8 protein-coding genes are annotated in these 20018 nt (G+C 60.2%); 3 read left to right on the top strand and 5 right to left on the bottom strand.

Going from position 1 to position 20018, the window contains the following annotated elements; genetic code table 11:
* Nucleotides 1–6 precede the first annotated feature (6 nt).
* The 3 genes from GT019_RS25675 to GT019_RS25665 form a co-directional block, all read right to left on the bottom strand.
* The gene (locus GT019_RS25675; protein WP_161746295.1) at nucleotides 7–5700 is read right to left on the bottom strand and encodes a hypothetical protein; all 5694 of its coding nucleotides are present in this window, start codon (nucleotides 5698–5700) and stop codon (nucleotides 7–9) included.
* A 150-nt stretch (nucleotides 5701–5850) separates the two neighbouring features.
* The gene (locus GT019_RS25670) at nucleotides 5851–6993 is read right to left on the bottom strand and encodes a response regulator (protein WP_161746294.1); all 1143 of its coding nucleotides are present in this window, start codon (nucleotides 6991–6993) and stop codon (nucleotides 5851–5853) included.
* Between the two features lie 2 nt (nucleotides 6994–6995).
* Complete coding sequence (locus tag GT019_RS25665; protein ID WP_161746293.1) at nucleotides 6996–10067, bottom strand: hybrid sensor histidine kinase/response regulator; 3072 nt, start codon at nucleotides 10065–10067, stop codon at nucleotides 6996–6998.
* Nucleotides 10068–10361: 294 nt separating this feature from the next.
* Between GT019_RS25665 and GT019_RS25660 the strand changes: the two genes are divergently transcribed.
* The 3 genes from GT019_RS25660 to GT019_RS25650 are packed head-to-tail and all read left to right on the top strand — an operon-like array spanning nucleotide 10362 to nucleotide 13835.
* Nucleotides 10362–11702 carry a spore germination protein gene (locus GT019_RS25660; protein WP_235949324.1) on the top strand — a complete coding sequence of 447 codons (1341 nt, stop codon included), beginning with the start codon at nucleotides 10362–10364 and terminating at the stop codon, nucleotides 11700–11702.
* Nucleotides 11695–12765, top strand: a complete 1071-nt coding sequence (locus GT019_RS25655) for a GerAB/ArcD/ProY family transporter (RefSeq protein ID WP_161746292.1) — start codon at nucleotides 11695–11697, stop codon at nucleotides 12763–12765. Before GT019_RS25660 ends, GT019_RS25655 begins: the two co-directional genes overlap by 8 nt.
* Nucleotides 12762–13835, top strand: coding sequence for a Ger(x)C family spore germination protein (locus GT019_RS25650; RefSeq protein ID WP_161746291.1), 1074 nt, complete (start codon nucleotides 12762–12764; stop codon nucleotides 13833–13835). The genes GT019_RS25655 and GT019_RS25650 overlap by 4 nt, the downstream gene beginning before the upstream one ends.
* Nucleotides 13836–13892: 57 nt before the next feature.
* Here the strand turns inward: GT019_RS25650 and GT019_RS25645 are convergent, their stop codons facing one another.
* Together GT019_RS25645 and GT019_RS25640 are read right to left on the bottom strand one after the other, a co-directional pair.
* On the bottom strand, nucleotides 13893–18494 hold the full coding sequence (locus GT019_RS25645; protein ID WP_161746290.1) for a discoidin domain-containing protein: 4602 nt from the start codon (nucleotides 18492–18494) through the stop codon (nucleotides 13893–13895).
* A gap of 254 nt (nucleotides 18495–18748) precedes the next feature.
* Nucleotides 18749–19987, bottom strand: coding sequence for a flavin-containing monooxygenase (locus GT019_RS25640; RefSeq protein ID WP_161746289.1), 1239 nt, complete (start codon nucleotides 19985–19987; stop codon nucleotides 18749–18751).
* Nucleotides 19988–20018 lie beyond the last annotated feature (31 nt).

The following is a 20018-nucleotide window of genomic DNA, read 5'->3' as shown; positions in this document are numbered from 1 at the left end:
TTCGCTCTAATTCGTTTTGCTGATGAAAAAGGTCGCGAATTCGCGCTCCCGCTCCTGGTTGCGGACGATGATCGTATACCAGCCCGCGCTCGGGAAGGTCACCTTGAAATTTCCTTTCACTAGATCGCCGTACGAGATGTCCGTGGCGATGTACTTGAGCTGGCCTTCCCGGAACAAGCCCGATTGGTACATCAGATCGAACGTGCCCTTCTCGTTCGCCTGCTCTTGCCCGCCCACGTTCACCAGATTGAAATTGGTCACGTTGAACGTCAGCGTGTTCCGGTCGAAGATCGCCGTCGTCGCCGAGAAGGCCGAGATCAGCGCGCCGTCGGCGAATATATGCATGCCGCCGTCCGCGACGACCGTGACGTATTGGGTGGCGGTCGCCTTGTTGCCGACCTCGTCGAGCGCGGTATACGTGACCTGCTGCGGCACGCCCAGCTTGGCCATGTCCAGCCCGGCGATGCTGACGCGGACGTTCTCCGCCGCCGACACGTTGTCGGCGACCGCGAATCCGCCGAACCCCAGCGACTTGGCCTTGTCGCCGGTAAGGACGTAGCCTCCCGTAACCGGATCCTTCGCGAGGCCCTGCTTCGCCAGGTCCGTCTTGACCAGGCCCACCGCGGACAGCGCCGGTTCGATCGTCGGCGGCGTATTATCCAGCCCCGCGATCTCCACCGGAATTTTCCTGACGCTGCCGAGCAGGTCGGAGAGCGCGACCATCGTCACGCCGTTCGCCGCATACAGCCGCGAATAACTGAATTTGCCGTCCGGGCCGCCGACTTCGTTCGTGTACTCGCCGCTCTGCGCGTCCCACAGCGCGGTCGGCCCGGCGAATACGCGGTTCGGCGCCTCGATCCGACCGGTCAGCGTCGCTTTCACGTAACCCCTGGCATACGGCTTGCCGCCGATCGTCTTGATCCGGTCCTGCGGCAGCGGAGCGCCGTTCGCGTCGACGAACGCGTACTCGATCTTCTCCGTCGTCGGCGGAGCGCCGATCAGGTTGTCGACCGTTTCCTTGACCAGGCTCGTGTTGCCGTAGCGGTCCGTCACGATGAAGGACGCCGTGCCGTTCTTCTGCATCGTCACGGTGTCCTTGCCGTTCATCACCGTGAAATCCTCGGCGTCGTTATCCGCCTTGACGACCGTCAGATTGACGCCGGACGCATAGAGCACGTTGCCCTCGTCGTCCGTGATCGTGCCGAAGCGCTGGCTGTCGTTCTCGCCGAAAGCGTAAGAGCGCACGATCTTGACCCGCGGCGCATCCTTGCGGATGTTGTTCACGGTAGCCGGAATGTCGCTCGTATTGCCCGCCTCGTCCATGATCTGGAAGGTGAATTCGCCGTTCTCCGTAAAGGTGTACGACGTTCTGCCGTTGTTGTTAAGCACCCTCGCCGGCTCGGATAGGCCGGTCAGCTGCACCGTCACGTTGCCGTTCGTCGGGCCGGGGTGAAGCGACTCGACCTCCGCGCGCGGCTTGTCCCCGTCGACGTTCGCCACGGAGATGTAGAGCGTGGCCGTGCGGCTGCCGTCGGCGATATCCTTCAGATCGAAGGCATACACGCCGCTCGCGTTGACCTTGAACGTATTGCCGGCGCGTACCGGCACCGACGGATTGACCTTGGCCGGCGTCACCTTGATGCCGAGCGGGGCCGTTACGCTCACGTCGACGCCCTTGGCGGGCGTGACCGGCCGCGTCGTGCTCAAGGACGCAAGCGCATAGACCGGCTCGTCCGCGGAGACGCCCGACGCGTCGAGCGCCGCCGGGTCGCCGATGACGCCGCCGGGGGTGCGGAACTTGACCTGAATCGACAACTTGGCCGGGTCGTCCGTCGGCACCTTCAAGGCGACGAAGTTCGTATACGGGGCCCATTTCACCCAGCTCTCCCCGCCGTCCTGAGACACCGAATATTCATAGCCCGTCTTGTCCTCCGCGCCGAGGCCGAGCTTCACGATCGCCGTGAACCCGTCCTGCGCGTCCCCGTTCACGTACAGAAGTCCGGCGGATACGGAGGAGGGCGGAATATCGTCGGCCTGCTTCGATATATTGAATGTCCCGGTATGGACGATGCCCGCGTTGCCCGCGCCGTCGGCGGCCAGCACGTACAAGATGTAGCGCGCCGTCTCGCCGGGCTGGAGCTGCGAATTGTCCACCGTCACCGTCGCGCCGTCGCCGAGCTCCTGCCAGCCGGAAGCGGCCGCGTCGGGCGCCGGCTGGTCCTCCTTGGCGAACTGGTAGCGCGCGTAGGCGCCGCTCTTGCTGTACGGCTCCGTCACGCTGACCGCCACGCTCGCGGACGGCTGCGGATAGTCGGAGCCGGTCCGGCCGAACGCGACCTCGGGCGCTTCGTTATCGAAGAAATACGCCTTTGAGAAATAGTAGTTTTTGAGCACGCCGGACTGCTTCGTCCTCGCGACGACGTGGACGTACGTTTTGCCGTTCGCCGTCTTGTCGGCCGGTATCGTATAGCTCAGCGATCCGTCGGCGTCGGTCCCGTCCGCGATCAGCGGCGCATAGGCCGCGTCGCCGGACGGTTGAACCGCGCTGTCGCTGAACGCATAGCCCACGAAGAGCGAGTCCAGCGCTTCGTTCGCCGCGGCGGCAGCGGACGAATGGTTCTCGCCTCCGGGCTCGTTCGCGGCGGGGTCGCCGGACGGATCGGCCGCGGTTTCGTCCCCATTGGCCCCGGCATCGCCGGCGGGTTCGCCCGCGGCATCGGCCGCGTTGTTGCCGGCGGACGCTTGATCCGTATCCGCGTTCTCGGCATCCGCCTCCGGTTGTCCTGCAGCACCGCTATCGCCTGAGCCGTCCCCGGCTGCGTCAGGCTTGCCTGCGCCTGTACCTTCTGCGTCCTGCGCGCCGCCGGCATTTTCCGCGGCTTCCTGCGCTTGCGGCTGCAGCAGCGTCCCGCCCAGCCGGAACTTGACGTCGTAGCTCTGCAAGTAAACGTCCGCCTCTGGCTCCGGCTCGAAGCTGCCGGTAACCGCGTTCGCGGAATTGACCGTTACGGCTTCGCTGTTGACCGCCGAGAGATTACCCGCGTTGTCGGTGGATCTGACGTAGAGGACGTAGCTGCCGTCCTCGATCACGTCGCTGAGCGTCGACAGCTCCAGCGTATTCCCCGCATTCGCAAGCGGCTTCCAATCGACGTCCTGCGGCCCGCTGCCTGCCTTCGCCCATTGATACTCGCTCGTCCGCACTCCGCTGTGCGGATCCTTGACCGTCACCTTCACCTGCACGGCGGCGGTATTGTCGCCGGTCGTCCCGTCGAAGGAAATTTCCGGCGCGCGGTTGTCCAGCTTGTCCACGGCGACGCCGTGCGTCCAGTTGGAGTCTTCTTCCATGTAATCGGCGAGCGTCCAAACGTTCAGATCGGCGTAGTTGCCCACGGCCGCCAGCGCCTTGTTGTTGGCGTAGAACGTCTTGTCCGCGTCCGAGCCCGGCGCTTCGTTATACCAGCCCTCGTATTCGGCCGGATGATCCGTGATATAGGCGTCCTTCTTCTGCTCCTGCATGAGCTCGCGGGCCGAATCCCAGGTCATGTCGGCGGTCCAGACATGCAGGAACCATTCGCCGCTGCCCTCCGGAGTCAGCGCCTCCGCAGGCAGCGGAAGCAGGTTCGTCTTGTTGTTGGCCACGCTCAGGTTCAACTCGGCCAGCGCGGTGTCGTCCGGATATAGATCCTCTCTCGGCTGCTTGCCGGACAACGCGTACCGTTTCACCGCCGCGAAATGGTCGTCCTCCTTGCCCGCCAACGGATCGTCCGCGCTGCGGGTCCACGCGTAGTAGACCAATCCGACCGCCGGCGCCCCCGAGCCCGTCAGGTTCGACGGCCGGTAGATGCCCTTGCTCGGACGGGTCGTGCCGGGATTCTCCGGATCAAGCGGCGGCACGATGATCGGGGCGTCGTTGGCGTCGATCGTCACCTTGCCGTCCCGCGCATAGGCCTGGTCGCTCGCCCCGCCGTTCTCGTAATGCACGGCGATCGTCGGCGGCGTGTTGTCGATGGACAGCCCGGCCCAGTCGATCTTCGAATTGACGCTCGCCCGGTCGTCGGCGCTCGGGTCCGGAGGCCAGATGCCGTCGTAATTGGCCGGCTCGATCAGCATATTGCCCGCATAATCCTGCAGCACGTCGGTATCGGACGGCTTGCCCGTCGCCGGGTTGACGGGAGCGGCGTCATTGGTCAGCGCGATCACCTTGAGGAGCGGCGCTTCCACCGCGGTCCCGGCCGGAATCTGGAGATGGAACGTCCATCTGTCCGTGCCTTCGCCCGCCGCGTAGTTGGCCTTCAAGCCGTTGTTCAGGAGCAGGAACGTCCGCGTGACGTCCCAGCCCCGCTTGACGACCGCCGCCTCCGACAGCTGCAGCGTAAAGTCGAACGCGTCCTTGTCGTTGAGGTTGACGCCCGTCAATATTTGCGGCTGAACGCCGTTGCCGACCTTGGTGTATTTCGGCGGCACCGCGTCGACGATGATCCGATAGCCGCCCCGTTCGTAATCGAAGGGGTTGCCGGTCTTGCCTTTCAAATAGTCGTTGCTGCCGCCGCTTGCCGTGCCCGGGAAGACGATCGCCGCCACGTTGCCCGCCGCGTCGGCGAATACGGCGTCCTTGAATTTCTTCTCCAGCGGCTGGTCGATCGGCGGATCGCCCGACGTATCCTGCCGCGGATCGACGACGATGCGCGGTTCCAAGGGGTTGTTGCCGCTGTTATGGAACTGGACGCCGGTATATTGATAGACGATGTTCTTGTTCAGCGGGAATTTGAAGTACTGGTACTGGTCCCCCTGATTCGCCGAAAAATCGCTCTTCGCATAGGTCTGGCTGGTCAAATACTGCGCCTGTCCCGAGGCGGGCAGGCCGGTTCCGGCCGGGTTGACGAACAACGGCTGCTTCAGGAAGGCGTCGGCGTTCCCGGCAACGATCGTCGTCGGCCGCACCGGCTCGTCGAAGTTGTAGCTCAGGCGGATATTCTCGCCTTTCTTGACGTACAGCTCTTCCTGGTTGATCTTGGTGTTGGGCCATTCCTCGCCGTTGCCGGTGAACGTGTAATCGGTCATCTTCGGACGGACTTTATCCTGAAATTTGACATAGACGCCGCGCGGTCCGGCAGGCGCATCGGTGCCGTCCCGGACTCCCCGGGCATCGATGACGATGACGGAATTCGGGGTGATCGACACCGTGGCGCTCTTGGCTGGCGTCCCGCCGTCCCACGCCTCGTCTTGGACGACGACGTCCCCGTCGACCGTAATCGACGCGTTCGTGCCTCCGAAGCACTTGAACGCGCCGAGAAAACCGCAGCCGCTTCCCTGCTCGACCCAATCCAGGTGGCTCCATCCGACGACGACCTGCGCCTCGCCGCTCTGCGCCAGCGCCTTCAGCGCGGGATTGCCGGCCACGTCGATCTCGTAGCGCGCCGATTCCCCGGAATGCACGAAGACGTCGCCGTCATCGGGATTATGCGAAGCGCCGCCGCTCTTCGAGAAACCGAAGCCCGGCTGGCTGCTGGCAAAGTTAATAAACGCGTTGTCCGCCGCATACGTCAAATTGCCGATATGCGTGCCTGCCCCGAAGGTGATCTCCAGGTCGGCGCTCGCCGCATCCGCCCGCTGCGGCATCCATGCGGGCAGCAGCGTGAACAGCAGGCAGATAAGCAATGCTTCCGCCATTCGTTTTCTGATCTTTCGGCTAGTTTCCATTCCACTTGAGCCTCCCGGCAAAAATACTGATTCCAAATACCTATACTACGCGCCGATTCTCACAGATCGCTGACAAGCTTTGACAGAAATCGAGGTTTTGCAACAAAAAAACAAGCTGCGAACATGCGTCTCGGCATGCTTCGCAGCTTGTTATTTCAGTTCCGCCTTCATTTTTTTATACAGCTTCTTCATGGACGCGGACGGGGCGATCCCGACTTCCTTCTGGAGCCAATGTTCCATTTTCTTGTAGTGGGCGAAAAAGGCCGTCCGGTCCTGCCGATGGGCGTATATGCCGAGCAGTCGTTCATGCGCCGCCTCGTCGTCCGGCACCCGGTCGAGCAGGAATTGAAGCAGGTCTTGCGCCCGCTCGTGATTTTCCGCGTCCATGAAGGTCCGAACGACCTGCTTGGCATGCTCGGCGAAGCTTTTGCGGACGCGTTCCCGCTCCGGCTCGCACCACGGATAATCCTTGTCCCCGAAAAGCGTGCCGCGATAACGGTACAACAGCCTTTCCGCTTCCTCCGTATCCGGGAGCAGGGAATCGGAACCGCGGCCGACGGATGCGCGCCAAGCCAAGTAGTCGCAAGAATCGGGCGGCTCCAGGCGGTACACGCCTTTTCGGGAGGCGAGCTTCACGCCGATGCCGTTCTCCTGCAGCGTCTTCTTCATCCGGTAGACGGACGTGTGCAGGTTATGCTCCGCCTTATCCGGCTCGTGGTCCGGCCATAACGCTTCGCATATCTTCCACTTGGACAGCTCCGTGCCGCTGTGCACCAGAAAATAAGCCAGCAGCTCTTCCGCCTTCGCCGTCGGAAAGCGGACCGGCTGCCCGTCGATCCCTGTGACCGCGAAGCTGCCGAAGCATTGCATGCGCGCCGGGGCGGCCTGTTCCGGAGCTTGAGCAGGGGCCGGCGCGGCCGCCGGGACACGCATTTTCCGTTTGCCGATCCGCTGCAGCGTATGCCCGAGCAGGGCCGGATCGACCGGCTTGAGCAAATAATCCACCGCATTGACCCTGAACGCCTCCAGGGCGTACTGATTATAAGCGGTGACGAAGACGATCTCGACGTCCTCGTGCAAATCGAGCAGCAGCGAAGCCAGCGCCAGGCCGCTCCTTTCCGGCATCTCGATATCCAGAAATGCCACGTCCGGCTTCAGGTCGGCGAACGCCCGCAGCGCCTCCGACGCCTTGGTGAATCCGCCGACGATCTCGATGTCCTCCCGCGAATCCAGCATTTGCTGCAGCCGGCGGATCGCCGGTCTTTCGTCGTCCACGATGACGGCTCTTAGCATGGCTAGCTCCTCTTTCCGATAGTGTATTCGACCGTCGTGCCTTCGCCCGGCGCGCTGTTGATTTTGAGGCCGTTTCCGAAGAAATGAATCAACCGGAGATGAATATTAAGCAAGCCCACGCCCTGCCGTGCCGGTTTGTCCGCGGACGCGGATGCGTCGAGCAGCGTACGAAGCCTGTCGGGCGGGATGCCGACGCCGTCGTCGCGCACCTCGACACGTACCGCGCCGTCTTCGACCTTTACGGCGACATGGACCGTCCCTCCGTCTTCTTTTCGCATGACCCCGTGGCGAATCGCGTTCTCCACCAGCGGCTGAATGGACAGCGGCAGCAAGGTTTTCGGCAGCGCGGCTTCATCCACGTCCATCCGTATTTCCAGCCTTTCCTCGAATCTGGCCTTCTCGATCTCCGCGTAGGCATGCACGAGCTGGAGCTCGTCCTGCACGGTGACGTAGGCGCCTTGCCCCGGATCGAAGCTTCTGCGCAAATAATCGCTCAGATGCGTAAGCAGCTGCTCCGCCCGCGCGCCGTCGGTGCGGCAGAACGAGAGGATCGCGTTCAGGGCGTTGAATAGAAAATGCGGCTTGATCTGCGACTGCAGGAAATCCATCCGCGCTTTGAGCGCGTCGCCGACCGATTGCTTCAATTGCAGCAGCGTCGCCGTCCGTGCTCGGATCTCGCGCAGATCGAAAGGCTTGACCACGTAATCGTTCGCGCCCGCCTCGAAGCCGGCCGAGACGTCCTCGGCCGAATGGAGCACGGTCATCAGCATGACCGGGAGCTCGAACAGCGAATGCCGCTTGCGGATCTCGCGGCAGGTCTCGTAGCCCGACATGCCCGGCATCATGACGTCCAGCAGGACGAGATCGACTCCGGGCGTTTCGTGCAGCAGCTCGAGCGCGTCCCGTCCGTTGGTCGCGTGCAGAAAGTTGAATTCTCCCTCGAACAGGCTCGACAGCACCTGCAAATTGGACGGCTCGTCGTCGACCGCCAGCACCGTGCGGCGATCGGACCGCAGCGGCGGCAGAGCGGCGGCATGCAAGCCGCCCGCTGCCGCGGGTTCCGGCTGCGCGAGGCCCATGGCGGCCGCCTTCGAAGGCGGCTCCTTCGCGAGCGGGAGCGTCGCCGCCATCCGGGTTCCGGCTCCGGCCTGCGACCAGTCCACCCGGATGTCGCCGTCCATCATCCGCATCAGCCGCCGCGAGATGTACAGCCCGAGGCCGGTGCTCCCCGAACCCTCGGAGAGCGGATTGTGCAGAGTCTCGAAGGCGCGGAACGCGCGCTCCCGCTGGTCCTCCGCGATGCCGATCCCGGTGTCCTCGACGAACAGCGTCAGCCGGTTTCTCTGCACGGACGCCGACAGGACGACCGAGCCGCTGGCGGTGAATTTCAACGCGTTGCCGACCAGATTGTAGACGACCTGCTTCAGCCGGTCCTCGTCGGCCAGAACGGCGGGAAGGCCGTCGGGAATCTCGTTCCGCAGCTCCACCGACTTGCCGGCGGAGTGATAGGCCAGGAGCTCGAACACGACGGCCGCGACGGCCTTGAGATCGACGGAAGCCGGGCGGATGCTCAGCTCGTCGCGCTTGATTTTCTCCAGGTCCAAGATATCCCGCACGAGCGCGGACAACCTGCGGGATACGTCGTGAATGATGGACATATTCCGCTGCTGCGACGCATTCAACCTGCCGGAGGAGCCTTCGAGCATCGCATCGGAGAGATTGATCAGCCCGTTCAGCGGCGTCTGGAACTCGTGGGCGGTATGGACCAGAAATTCATCCTTCAGCCGGTCCGCCTGCCGGAGCTCCACGGACATGCTGGCAATCGTCTGATAGGCTTGCGAGAAACGGAACGCCATCATGACGGCGATCATCATGCAGAAGCCGAGAATGCCCAGGTAGCCGGGATAATAGTCGCGGACGATGCTGCCGAGGTACAGGGTATAATCGATCAGCCCGACCAGGAAGCAGACCAGCGCGAGAATGAACAGCAGCAGATCGTTGCGGCTGAAATTGCCGTAGCGCCCTTTCAGCAGCGAACGGGTCAGCATGACGATAACCGCGAGGTAGACCAGGATCTGGACGAAGCCGATGGTCAGATTGAACCGGGAATAAACGGCGAACGGCGTCGCCAGCACGAAGAGGACATAGAGCCCGATGGCGTAAGCCACGCCCCGGCTGAACCAGACCGGGATCAGGCCGACGCACATCGTGCGCAGGAACAAGACCATCAAGATGAGCGCGGAGAACAGCGAGGCCGTGTATATTTTGTAGAACGGCTCCATCGGCAGGTTCACGTAACTCATGAAAATCCGGTCTCCGTTGCAGGCGAAGGCCAGCGAGCTCACGACGGCATACAGCCCGAAATAAAGCAGCCCCTTCTCTTCCCTTCGAACCAGGTAGACGCACAAATGATAGATGCCGAGCATGAACAACGCGATGATCGCGACCATGTTCAGCGTGATCGTGGTCATGTTGAGCTCGTTGATCGAACGGGCCTTGCCGAAGTATATGTCGTACGGAATTCCCCCTTGGGGGAAATCGAAATTGGCGGCATGAATGACGATATCCGCGGTATCGCCTTTTACTTGAAAGAACACGCTGTATGGATTATTCCTGTACGCATACGCGCTCTTGGTCAACCCCGGCCTGCCGCCGCCGCCGACCAGCTCGCCGTTGACGTAGATCGCGCTCGCCATGCGGATATTGGATATCTTCATGCCATATACGGCATCGGACGGCTTCATCTTCATGACCAGCCGGTAGGTCGCGGCGCCGTGACCGGTGAGCTGCTGCCCGTCTACTTGTCCCTTCCAATTCGACGGGACGGCAAAAAAAGACGGCTGCACGAATGCACCGCCCTGAGGGTCGATCAATCGATTCCAATAAAATTCCCACCTGCCGTCCAGCCGAAGCGGCCGGTCGTTCGACAGATTCACCCGCGTCAAATCCAGCCGTCCGTCCTGAATATTCGCGTGCGCGGGCGAATTCGGGTCCTCGGAGAAGGAATGCAAGCCGGCGTACAGCATGACGCTGCCCATGACGATGACGAGCAGAGTCAGCAAAAAAGTTTTCATCGGTGTCTCACCTTTGATGTCGGATTTCCATCGGCCGCTGCCGATAAGGGCTCACTGGCGCCACATGCCGGACGCGCTCTCCGGGGATTGCCTCTACGAACCCGCAATCTACTGAAATAAAGGTATCATAGACCCGTATTTTGGTAAAGAGGGAGACCGCGCGTTCGAACGGGCGCGCTAATCCCTGCCGAGCGGCCGCATCCGGGTTAGTCCCATACCTTTCCATTTGCTGTATATTCATGCCAGATCAGGGGATACTCCATGTATCTATCACCATGCAAAGGATGAACCGCCATGCATACGCTGATCCAGGAGATGAAGAACAAATTTTCCGGCGACGACGATTTTTTCGCGTTGGAAGAGACGTTTATGGATTCCCGGGTCGTCCTTGCCGGCTTCAATACGTTATTGGATATCGCGACTACGAAACTCGGCTTGCAAGCTTATATAGAAGCCGCCGTCCTAACCGGGACCGCGCGGGACGAGCTCAAAGCCGAACTGGGCGAAGTCTGCGATCGGTCCGATAGCGCGAAGGCACGTTTGAGCCTGCTGACGGGCAAGCTCCTGATCTGCTTCGAAGACGACGGGTCCTGCGTCATCATGGAACCGACGCCAAAGCCGCTCAATCGCGCCATCGAGCCGCCGATCAACGAGAACGTATTCCAAGGCTCCTTGAATTCGTTCACGGAGGATATCCATGCCAATATCGGCATCGTTCGCAAGCAGCTGTTGACCGACAATTTAAGAGTCGGCTCCTATCATATCGGAACCGAGGAAACCACGAAGATCTCGCTCCTGTATTACGAGGGCCGCACGAACATGGAATTCATTCATAAACTCGTGGGCCAGATCCAAAAAAACCGGAGCAGGCAAATCGAAAACCTGCAGCAGCTCTCGAAAAAAATCATGGGCTTCCCGTCCTGGGTCTTGATTTCGAAATTCAGCCAAACGGAGCTGCCGCAGGAAGCCGCCAATTTCCTGCGAAAAGGCAGAGCCGTCCTGTTCATCGACCGGCTGCCGATCGCGCTCGTCGTCCCGAGCCTGCTTTGGGACGTCTTCTTCCTGGACAGCGACCGGAATCTTCCGCTGCCGCTGATGTTGTTTTTGCGCGCGCTGCGCTTGATCGGCGCATGGCTGACCGTGGTCCTCCCGGGCCTGTACGTCGCGCTCGTTTCCGTCAATCCCGAGGTGCTCCGCATCGAGATGGCGATCTCCATCGCCCAAACCCGGGTAGGCATCCCTTATCCCGCCATCATCGAAATGATCCTCATGCTCTTCATCCTGGAGTTGATCATCGAGGCGAGCATCCGCTTGCCCAAAAATATCGGACCGACGATCACCATGGTCGGCGGCATCATCCTGGGACAGGCCGTCGTGCAAGCCAAGCTGGTCAGCAATCTGCTGATCATCATTCTGGCGGCCACCACGATCTCGAACTCGACCATCGTAGGGCTGCAGCATTCGCTTTCCCTTCGCATCTCGAAATACGTCATCGTGATCATGGCCGCCATCTACGGGGTGCTCGGCATCTTGGAGGGGCTGCTGCTGATTTGCGCCTATGTGGCGAGTTTGAATACCTACGGGATTCCGTATATCGGCTTCTCGAGCAAGAAGGATGAAATCAAGCATGGATAAGTCCTGGCAGGTGACCCTGATCTATTTCATCACGCATCTCGGCCTGATCTTCTTCATGTACCCGGGCGATATTATCGCCAGCACGGAGGACGGGCATTGGATTCCGATCGTCCTCGGGTTCGCGGTGCATCTCGGCGCGATCGCCGTTTATATGAAAGGGCTCGTCCGGCTGGGGAATCGGGATATCGTCAGCATGTACCTGGGAATGGGGAAAGGCGTATCGCTCTTGTTCCTGCTTCCGATCACCGTTTATTTTCTATTGATCTGCGTCGTCTCGGTGCGGTGCTTGTCGGAGATCATGACGGTCGTTTTCCTGTCCAGCACGCCGCTTTGGGCGATCATGTTTTTATTCTTGTTCATCTCGTCCTATATCGCCTTCAAGGGCATTCGATCCATCTTCCGCACGGGCTTGCTGATCGGCTGCATCAATGTGCCGGTGATCTTGTTTTTCTTCTCCGCCTCTTTCCAGAACGTCGATTGGCGGTACGTCTATCCGTTGATCGGCAAGTCCTCGTTCCTGACCAACCCGAGCTACCTGGAGAGCTTCTTCGTGTTTGCGGGAGGATTTCTGTTTCTCGGCTTCACGCAGCCTTACGTTGCCTACCGGAAACGGCATATCGTCTTCGGCGCCCTCGCGCTCCTGCCGTTCTTTGTTTTCTCCGTCTATATCCCTATTCTGACCTTCGGCCAAGCTACCGCCTCCACGTTTAATTTTCCGTTCGTCGTGGCGCTCGACACCATTTCGATCACGTGGATCATGTTCGACCGCATCACGCTGTTCTTGCTGCTCAGCTTGATCTCGTTCATGATGCTCTATCTATCGATCGTGCTATGGTCGGCGATGCGGGTCGTGAACCAAAGCTTTCCGTCGTTAAAACCCGCGTATATCCTGCTCGCGATCCCCCTCTTCGTCTTTATCGTGTGCTTGTACATTCCCGATTGGAAGGACATTACGGAATTCTATTGGTGGGGGACGTATCTGAGATTCTACATCCTGGTGGCCGTGCCGCTGTCGACCTGTTTCTTCGCAGGCCGGATCCGCAAGAGGAAGGTCGGACTATGAAGCGAACGTTGAAGCGCGGCGCGGGCTTGTCGGCCGTCGTCGGACTGTTGTGCGCTCTCTGCGGATGTTGGGACAACCGGGACATCGATCACCGTTCATTGCCCGTCGTCATGGGAGTCGCCCTGCATGACGATCTCTACGAGGTGGTGCTGCAAATCCCGGAGACGAGCCAGAAGGGAATCGACATCCGCATCATCAGCCAAACGGGCAAAACCATCAATCAAGCCGTCGACAAGATCAGCGAGCGAATGGAGACCAGCGTCGATCTGCTGCATCTCAAATTGATCCTCGTCGAAACGGAATACGCCCGAGAGGGCCTGACGGACAGCATCTCCAGCTTCATGAGAGCGAGGGACATCTCTCCCAAAACGATCATCGCCATATGCGACGAGAAGTTGGATCCTTTCTTCGATTACGTGGCAAGCTCCATGACGCCGAAGGGCACGACGCTGTACGATTGTTTCGAGAAAAACGCGGGATGGAATCCCCAGATGTCCTTGACGCGGATATGGGAAGTCTACCGAAGCATTCATTCGTACACCCGCGACGTCGCCATTCCGATCATCAAATCCGGACGCAGCGGGACGATCGACTATCTGGGATCGGCACTCATCAAGAACGGAAAAATGGTGGACCGGATATCCCCGGAGGAAACGCTGCTCTTCAACTCCTTCAACGGTCAAAGCGCGCAAGGGAAAATCGAGGTGATGGACCATGCCAGCGTGCTGATCCTGCGAAGCTCCGTGCGCCATCGCAGCAAGTTCGCCCATGGCACGCCTCATCTGGACGTCCGCATCACGCTGAAGGTGTCGATCGTGGAAACGAAGGGATCCGTGACGTCGAAGCTCGTGAAAAAGGAGGTCGAGGAAATCCTCGCGAAGCGGTTCGACGGCATGCTGCATAAAGTTCAAACCCAGGAATCCGACATCCTCGGACTAGGCCAATATTTCAGGAAGGATATTCCCCGCGCGCAATTGCGCAACTGGAGAACCGAGTATCTGCCGAAGCTGAAGGTCGATTTCAAGATCAATACGATTATCCAGAACGACGGAAATACGAAGCTTACCTAGCCGCGTGCCGAAAACCTAAAAACCCGGCGCCTGCGGCGCCGGGTTCGAAACATCTATTCAGGCTCTTGAACGGAATATGCCGGCGGCGTCGCCGCCCGTATCCGGCGTAAAGAGCCGCAGCTCGGCGATGGACCACCAATGCGCGTCCGTCCCCGTTTGGACGATCTTCATATAACGCGCGGTTTGCAGCGGGAACGCTGCCGTTATCTGCGGCCCGTTTCCTTTGCCGGAAGCAATCGGAACGCCCCAGTTCTCGCCGTCGCGCGAAACGTAGACCTCGTAGCCTCTCGCGAAGTCGTCGCGGCTTCTCCCGCTGTCCATGGCCAGCTGGTCGAAGATTTGTTCGGCTCCGAAGTCAAGCACGATAAAATCGCCGTTCCGCTGTTCGCTGCCCGTTGACCAGCGGGTATCCGATGCGCCGTCCAGCATCGACTGCGCGCTCTCGCCGCCCGCCGTCGAAGAAGCCGTCGCTGTCCAGCCGCCGGGCGCAAGCGGTTTTTGTTTGCCGATGCCATAATAGTATGCGTTCAGCTCGGCAACGGACCACCACTTATCGGCCTCTCCGGTTTGGACGATCCGGATGTAGCGCGCATGCCGAGCCGGGAACGTAATCAACGTCGTTCCGGCTTCTCCTTTGCCGGCGGCGGCCGCCGTTCCCCAATTCACCCCGTCCTGGGAAACGTACAGCTCATAACCGCGCGCGTAATCGTCCGCGGAATTTCCGGAAAGCAAAGCCACGCTGTCGAAGCTTTTCGTTTCGCCCAAGTCGATTTGCAGCCATTGCCCGTTCGTCTGGGTTTGGCCGGTCGTCCAGCGCGTATCGCCGTCTCCGTCCAGCATATTGGCCGCAATGTCGTCGCCCTGCGCGGAGGAGGCGGTCACGATCCAAGCCGTGCGGTCCAACTCGCCGAGTTGATCCGGCGGCGTCTCGGCTGCCGGTTTGCCGAACTTGGCGATTTGGACTTCGGAGATCGACCACCAGCTGTCGTTCGCTTCGGTAAGGACGATTCTCACGAACCGCGCCGTTTGTTCGGGCAGCGATACCGCGATGCTCGGGGAAGTGCCTTTTCCGGAGGCCGCCGGCTCTCCCCAGCTCTCCCCGTCCTTGGAGACGTACACTTCATACCCGTGCGCGTAATCGTTCCAGTTCGTGCCGGAGTTCATGAACAGCGTATCGAAGCGCCGTTCGGCGCCCAGATCGAGCTGCAGCCAGTCGCCGGCGGCCTGCGTCTTGCCCGAGGACCAGCGCGTCGACGGATCGCCGTCGGTCAGGCGCTCCAGCGGCTCTCCGGCTGCGGAGGCCGTGATCGACCACGCGGAACGATCCAGGTACGTGATGCCCTGGGATGGATCGGGGCCGCTAAGAACGCTGTTTTTCAACGGATCCACGGCCGCGAGCGCGTTCGCGTATACCGTTGCGGAGCCCAAAGCGCCGGCTTTGTCGAAGAAATGGATCGTTTTGGCGCGTTCCGCAGGATTCCAGATTTGCGCCGTATATGCGCCGTCTTTCTCGTACACGGTTACCGCCGGGTCATCGGCCCAAATATCGGCGCTGCGATGTCCGAGCGACGTCATGCCATGTACGAACCAGTATGCGTTGAACGCTTCATTTTGCTGCATGTTCGCGGTATCCCACTTGCCCAGCACCGCCTGCGAATCGCTGATGGATTCGAACGGCCAGATGATGTGATACCAGGCGCGCTCCTGCCCGCCTTCGATTTCGCCGGCCATCCCTCGATACAAAGCGGCGGCTTTCTCCGGCTGACGGCCGTAGTACGTCATCCACTCCGCGGGCGGCAGCCAATGGATGCCGTATACATACTCCGGATCCCCGTTGAAGAAGGTCGTGAAGGCCGTCGCGCTGCCGTAAACCTGACCTGCGGTCGCATGATCGTACCCCTTTGCCCAGTTATCGCCGTCATAGTTGAACCAGTACTGCTCCACTGCCTTTTCTTCGGTCGTAAAGCCCCAAATCCCCGCATCGCGATACGTATCGTTATCGGTTACCAGGCCCCACATGTATTCGCCGACCCAGCTGAACAGCGCTTCGCCCGCGGCTTCCTGGTTGTTGCCGCTGCGGTTATCGGCGTACCCGCCCGCCCAGGAATGGCCTTCATACGGGTCGAAGTTCCGGAACCAAGGGAACTGGCTGTCGGTTCTGGACGGATTCGCGTAATCGCGGATCAGCGTTTCGACCATGTCGCCGTAGTCGCGCTTAAACGACTGATCGTACGTGGCCAACACGGCCGAAGCAAAAATATAATACCCGTACGTGAAATGATGGTCGGTCAACCCGGTATTCAAGCCGAATCCGGTATGGTACGCCATCAGAGAACCCCAATATTCCGAATAATGGAAATAAGTCCCATGCAGCTTCTCTTCCGGCGAGTAAGTATACCAGTCGGTCAATATCGTTCTCAGATCGGCCAGATAACGGTCCCTCCGCTCATGATCGCCAAGCTGGTCGCTGATGAGCGCCGCCAACGCAAGCGGATGAAGCTTCTTGCCCTGCCAGTACGGATCCTCGGCCATCAGGCCGTTCGCCGCGTCGGCGTCCAATTGATCCAGGTAAGCGACGAGCTGGGCGCGGGAATACGTCGGATCGTTCGGCTCGACGAACTGCGGGATCAAGCCGTTAAAGCGGTCCGACGTGGTAAACCCATGGCCGATAGCGATTTTCAGCGTCCCGCGGATCGACGGATAGCTGAGCTCCGTGAGCGCCGTATCCGATATCTTCCACTGATGCGGAAGCAGCGTCAGGATCGTATCCGCCGAAAAGCCCGGACGCTTCGGTTCGGCAGTCGTCGTGAAGTCGGTCGTCACCGTGGAGGTCTGTTCATCGAAACGGTAATCGACTTTGGTACCGGTCACGAAAGCATACGCATGGCGGTAAAACAGTTCGAGCTCGGCCGCGGAAGGAAGCGCCGCGAGCGACAAGTAATTTTCGCCGCCGCCCAGCTTGATTTTGATCGTGTTGCCGAGCTTCATGAAAATCGTTCCTTCAGGGACGAAGATTCCGTAGTGGCGAACGAAGGTTTGCGGCACGGGCGCCTTGTCCTTGTTCGTCACTTCCAAGCCGATATGATCGGCCGTGTATACGTCTCCGTCGTTCGCCAGCACCGGATTGCCGTCGGCATCGAACAGACGGGTCATCGCCGGCGATTGCAGGATAACGGCATCCGGATCGTCGTACGTATTGTACAGGAAAGGCGATCCTTTCACGAAGGTCGTGCTCATTTTGGCCGTGTCGTCATCGCTGAGGACGACGTTGGCGGAATAATCGCCGTAACCGGAAATCTTGGTTTCCATGCTCGCGGGATTGATCGTATTGCTGGTCAAGTAGAGGTCCGGGTCGCCGTCGGCATCGATGGAATCGCCATGCGCAAACCCGGCGCCCGGGTTCAATACAGCCAGCCCCTGCTTGGTATACCAGCTCTTCAGGGGCAGCGTCATGAGGCTGCTGCCATCGCCGAGCTTGGAGACGAGAATGGACTGCCACCAGTCGTTGGAAGGAATCGGCGCCGCGATATCGGAGGTGCGATATGTAGGATTCTTCGGTTCCAATTGCGTGATATCGTGCTTCTCGTAGCTGCCGGCGCCGACCTGCACGGCGGCGGCGGCCGGGATAGCGGGAAGCTCGTAGACCGGCTTCGGATCGCCTTCCCGGTACGCATGCACCTCGAATTCGAACAGCGAATAACCGTTGGTGCCGCCGCGCGCGATGCCGGCCATCTTCACATAACGGGCATTCGCGTAGACCGGTATCGTTTCTCGGCCGCCGCTGCCGTTAAGCTGCCGGTAAACGGTCGTCCAATGCTTGGCATCGTCGGAAACCTGGATGTCGTAAGCCCGTCCGAAAGCGGCTTCCCAGTCGAGCGCGATGCTGCCGATTTCGCTTTTTCGGCCCAAATCGACATAGAGCCATTCGTTGTCCTTGTAGACGGAGGACCAGCGCGTATCCCTGCTGCCGTCGGTTGCATTGCGGGCCAGATAGTTTTTGGGTTCCATCTTCGCTTTGTCTTCAGCCGATTTGCTTGGCTCGTCGATCTCGGTGGACGAGACGGTCACCGGCTGGTCGAAGGCCAGGTTCGGAGCTGCCGGCAGCGGAGGACCGCCCAGGCCGCCGGTTCCGTAAACGCTGAATTCCCGTATGGAGATGCCGTAAGGCTGCTGGGCGCGCGCCGTGCTGAACAGACGGACGTAACGTCCCGCAGCGGCAACGTCGATCGCGACTTCGCCGGGCTTCCCCTGCATGACCGGCGTGATATCCCGCCAACGGTACTCGTCGTCGGAAACCTGGATCGTATACGCGCTGGAATACGCGTTTTCCCAATCGACCACGACCTTCGTGAGGCTCGCGGCGGCTCCCAGATCGACATAAATCCACTGCAAGTCTTTCTTCCAGACGCTTTCCCAACGGCTGTTCGCGCTGCCGTCCACGGCCATATCCGGCGTGTTGCCGCCAAGCGAGGACGAAGCGTAAATCGAACGGTTCATGGACAGCAGGTAGCTGTCCGCGCTGTCCTCGACGGCCGCGCCGGCCGCCCGGACCGTCTGGGCATGCAAAGAAGGCACACTGCCTGCCAACAGCAGGAAGGCTGTCAGGACATGGGCCCAGAGATGGCGTTTTTTTCTTTTTGCCGTAAACAAGCGGTTCATTTCTCTACTCCTTGCACCTTGTATTTTGTTGCGACAATCGATTCGTGCAAGATTAGTGTAAGGTTTTGACACAAGCCCTACAAATTATGAAATACGCGGACAAACATAAATTAATTTATATTTTCGGGATCCCCGTCTCCCGTCTGGCATCGCTTCATCCGCTGCCGGCGCCGCAAGCAGCCGAACGGGGGACCGGCCGCGATGCGGCCGGCAACCGGTCGAATTTCATGCTCGGCCTCAGCTTCTTTTCCGGATTACATCGATAAACGGTCTGCGATATGAGACGAAATATACGCCGCATCTTCCCCTACGCCGTAGAGGATGGGAGACTTTGCTTTATGCAGCCATGCCAACCCAATGAAGTACAAGCCCGGATGATTCGCGACTCCCCGATCGTGCACCGGATAACCGTCCCGATCGCGAACGGGCAGGTCGATCCATTCAAAATCCGGCGCATAGCCCGTCGCCCAGACGATCGTCGTGATTCCCGCCGCGGCCAAATCCAGCTCCTCGATGATCGGAAGCGCGACGCGCTTCAATCGTTCGTCGTTCATCCTCGCATCGTCCTCGGGCACGATCAGGTTCGACTTCGAGATGTAATGATCGATGCCGTCCATGAACGCTTCCGCGAATTCGTCCGCCTGTGCCAGACTATCCAAGAGATCGGGCCGCAGCTTCACGGTCGTCCCACGAATGTCCCGCAGCCGTCCCAGCAAGGTTATGCCATCCAGCGCGAACCGGCGAAGGTGGATATCTTCGCCTCGGTTTCTGCCCGATACGTAGGGACTGCTGGCGAATTTCTCGGCTGGCGAACCCAACAGCCCAGCCGGCTGATCGTACATGCCGAGCTCGGAAGCCCACCGCATCGTATCCTTCCCCCGGTAGCGCCTCGGCTGCCTCCCGCTGCCGCCGACCGACAGATACACGCGTCTTCCCGATTCGTTCAATTCCTTGGCGATATGACAGCCGGATTGACCGGCGCCGATGACGAGCACGCTGCCCGGACTTAATCCATGCGGATTCCGGTACTCGCTCGAATGAAGCTGCGCGATGCTTTCGTCGATCCGAGCGCCGATCGCCGGTACTTTCTTCTTCTGAAACGCGCCGGTGGCCACGACGACGTTTTTCGCCAGGATCGTCGTTCCCGAGGCTTCCACCGCATAGGTGCGAGCATCGGGATTCATGCGAACGGCCGTAACCGGAAGCGTCCTGATCCGCGGTTGAAAGCGTTCGGCATACCTTTCTAAATACGCCGTCACTTCATCGCGGGTCAAAAATCCGTCCGGGTCTGTCCCCGCATAGGGAAACCCGGGAAGCTGCAGCATCCAATTCGGCGTCACCAAATGAAAGCTATCCCATTTCTTCCTCCACGAAGCCCCGATCCGTTCTTTCTCCAAAATCACGTGGCCGCAGCCCCGCTCGGTCAAATGATAGCTTACGGCAAGTCCGGCTTGTCCCGCTCCGATAATGACGACATCCACCTGTTCCCGCATCTCGCGCACCTCCTGAGCAGATCTGGTCCGA

It is taken from the genome of Paenibacillus glycinis (assembly GCF_009909185.1).
Lineage (GTDB): Bacteria > Bacillota > Bacilli > Paenibacillales > Paenibacillaceae > Paenibacillus_Z > Paenibacillus_Z glycinis.
This window is presented reverse-complemented; position numbering and strand designations above follow the sequence as displayed.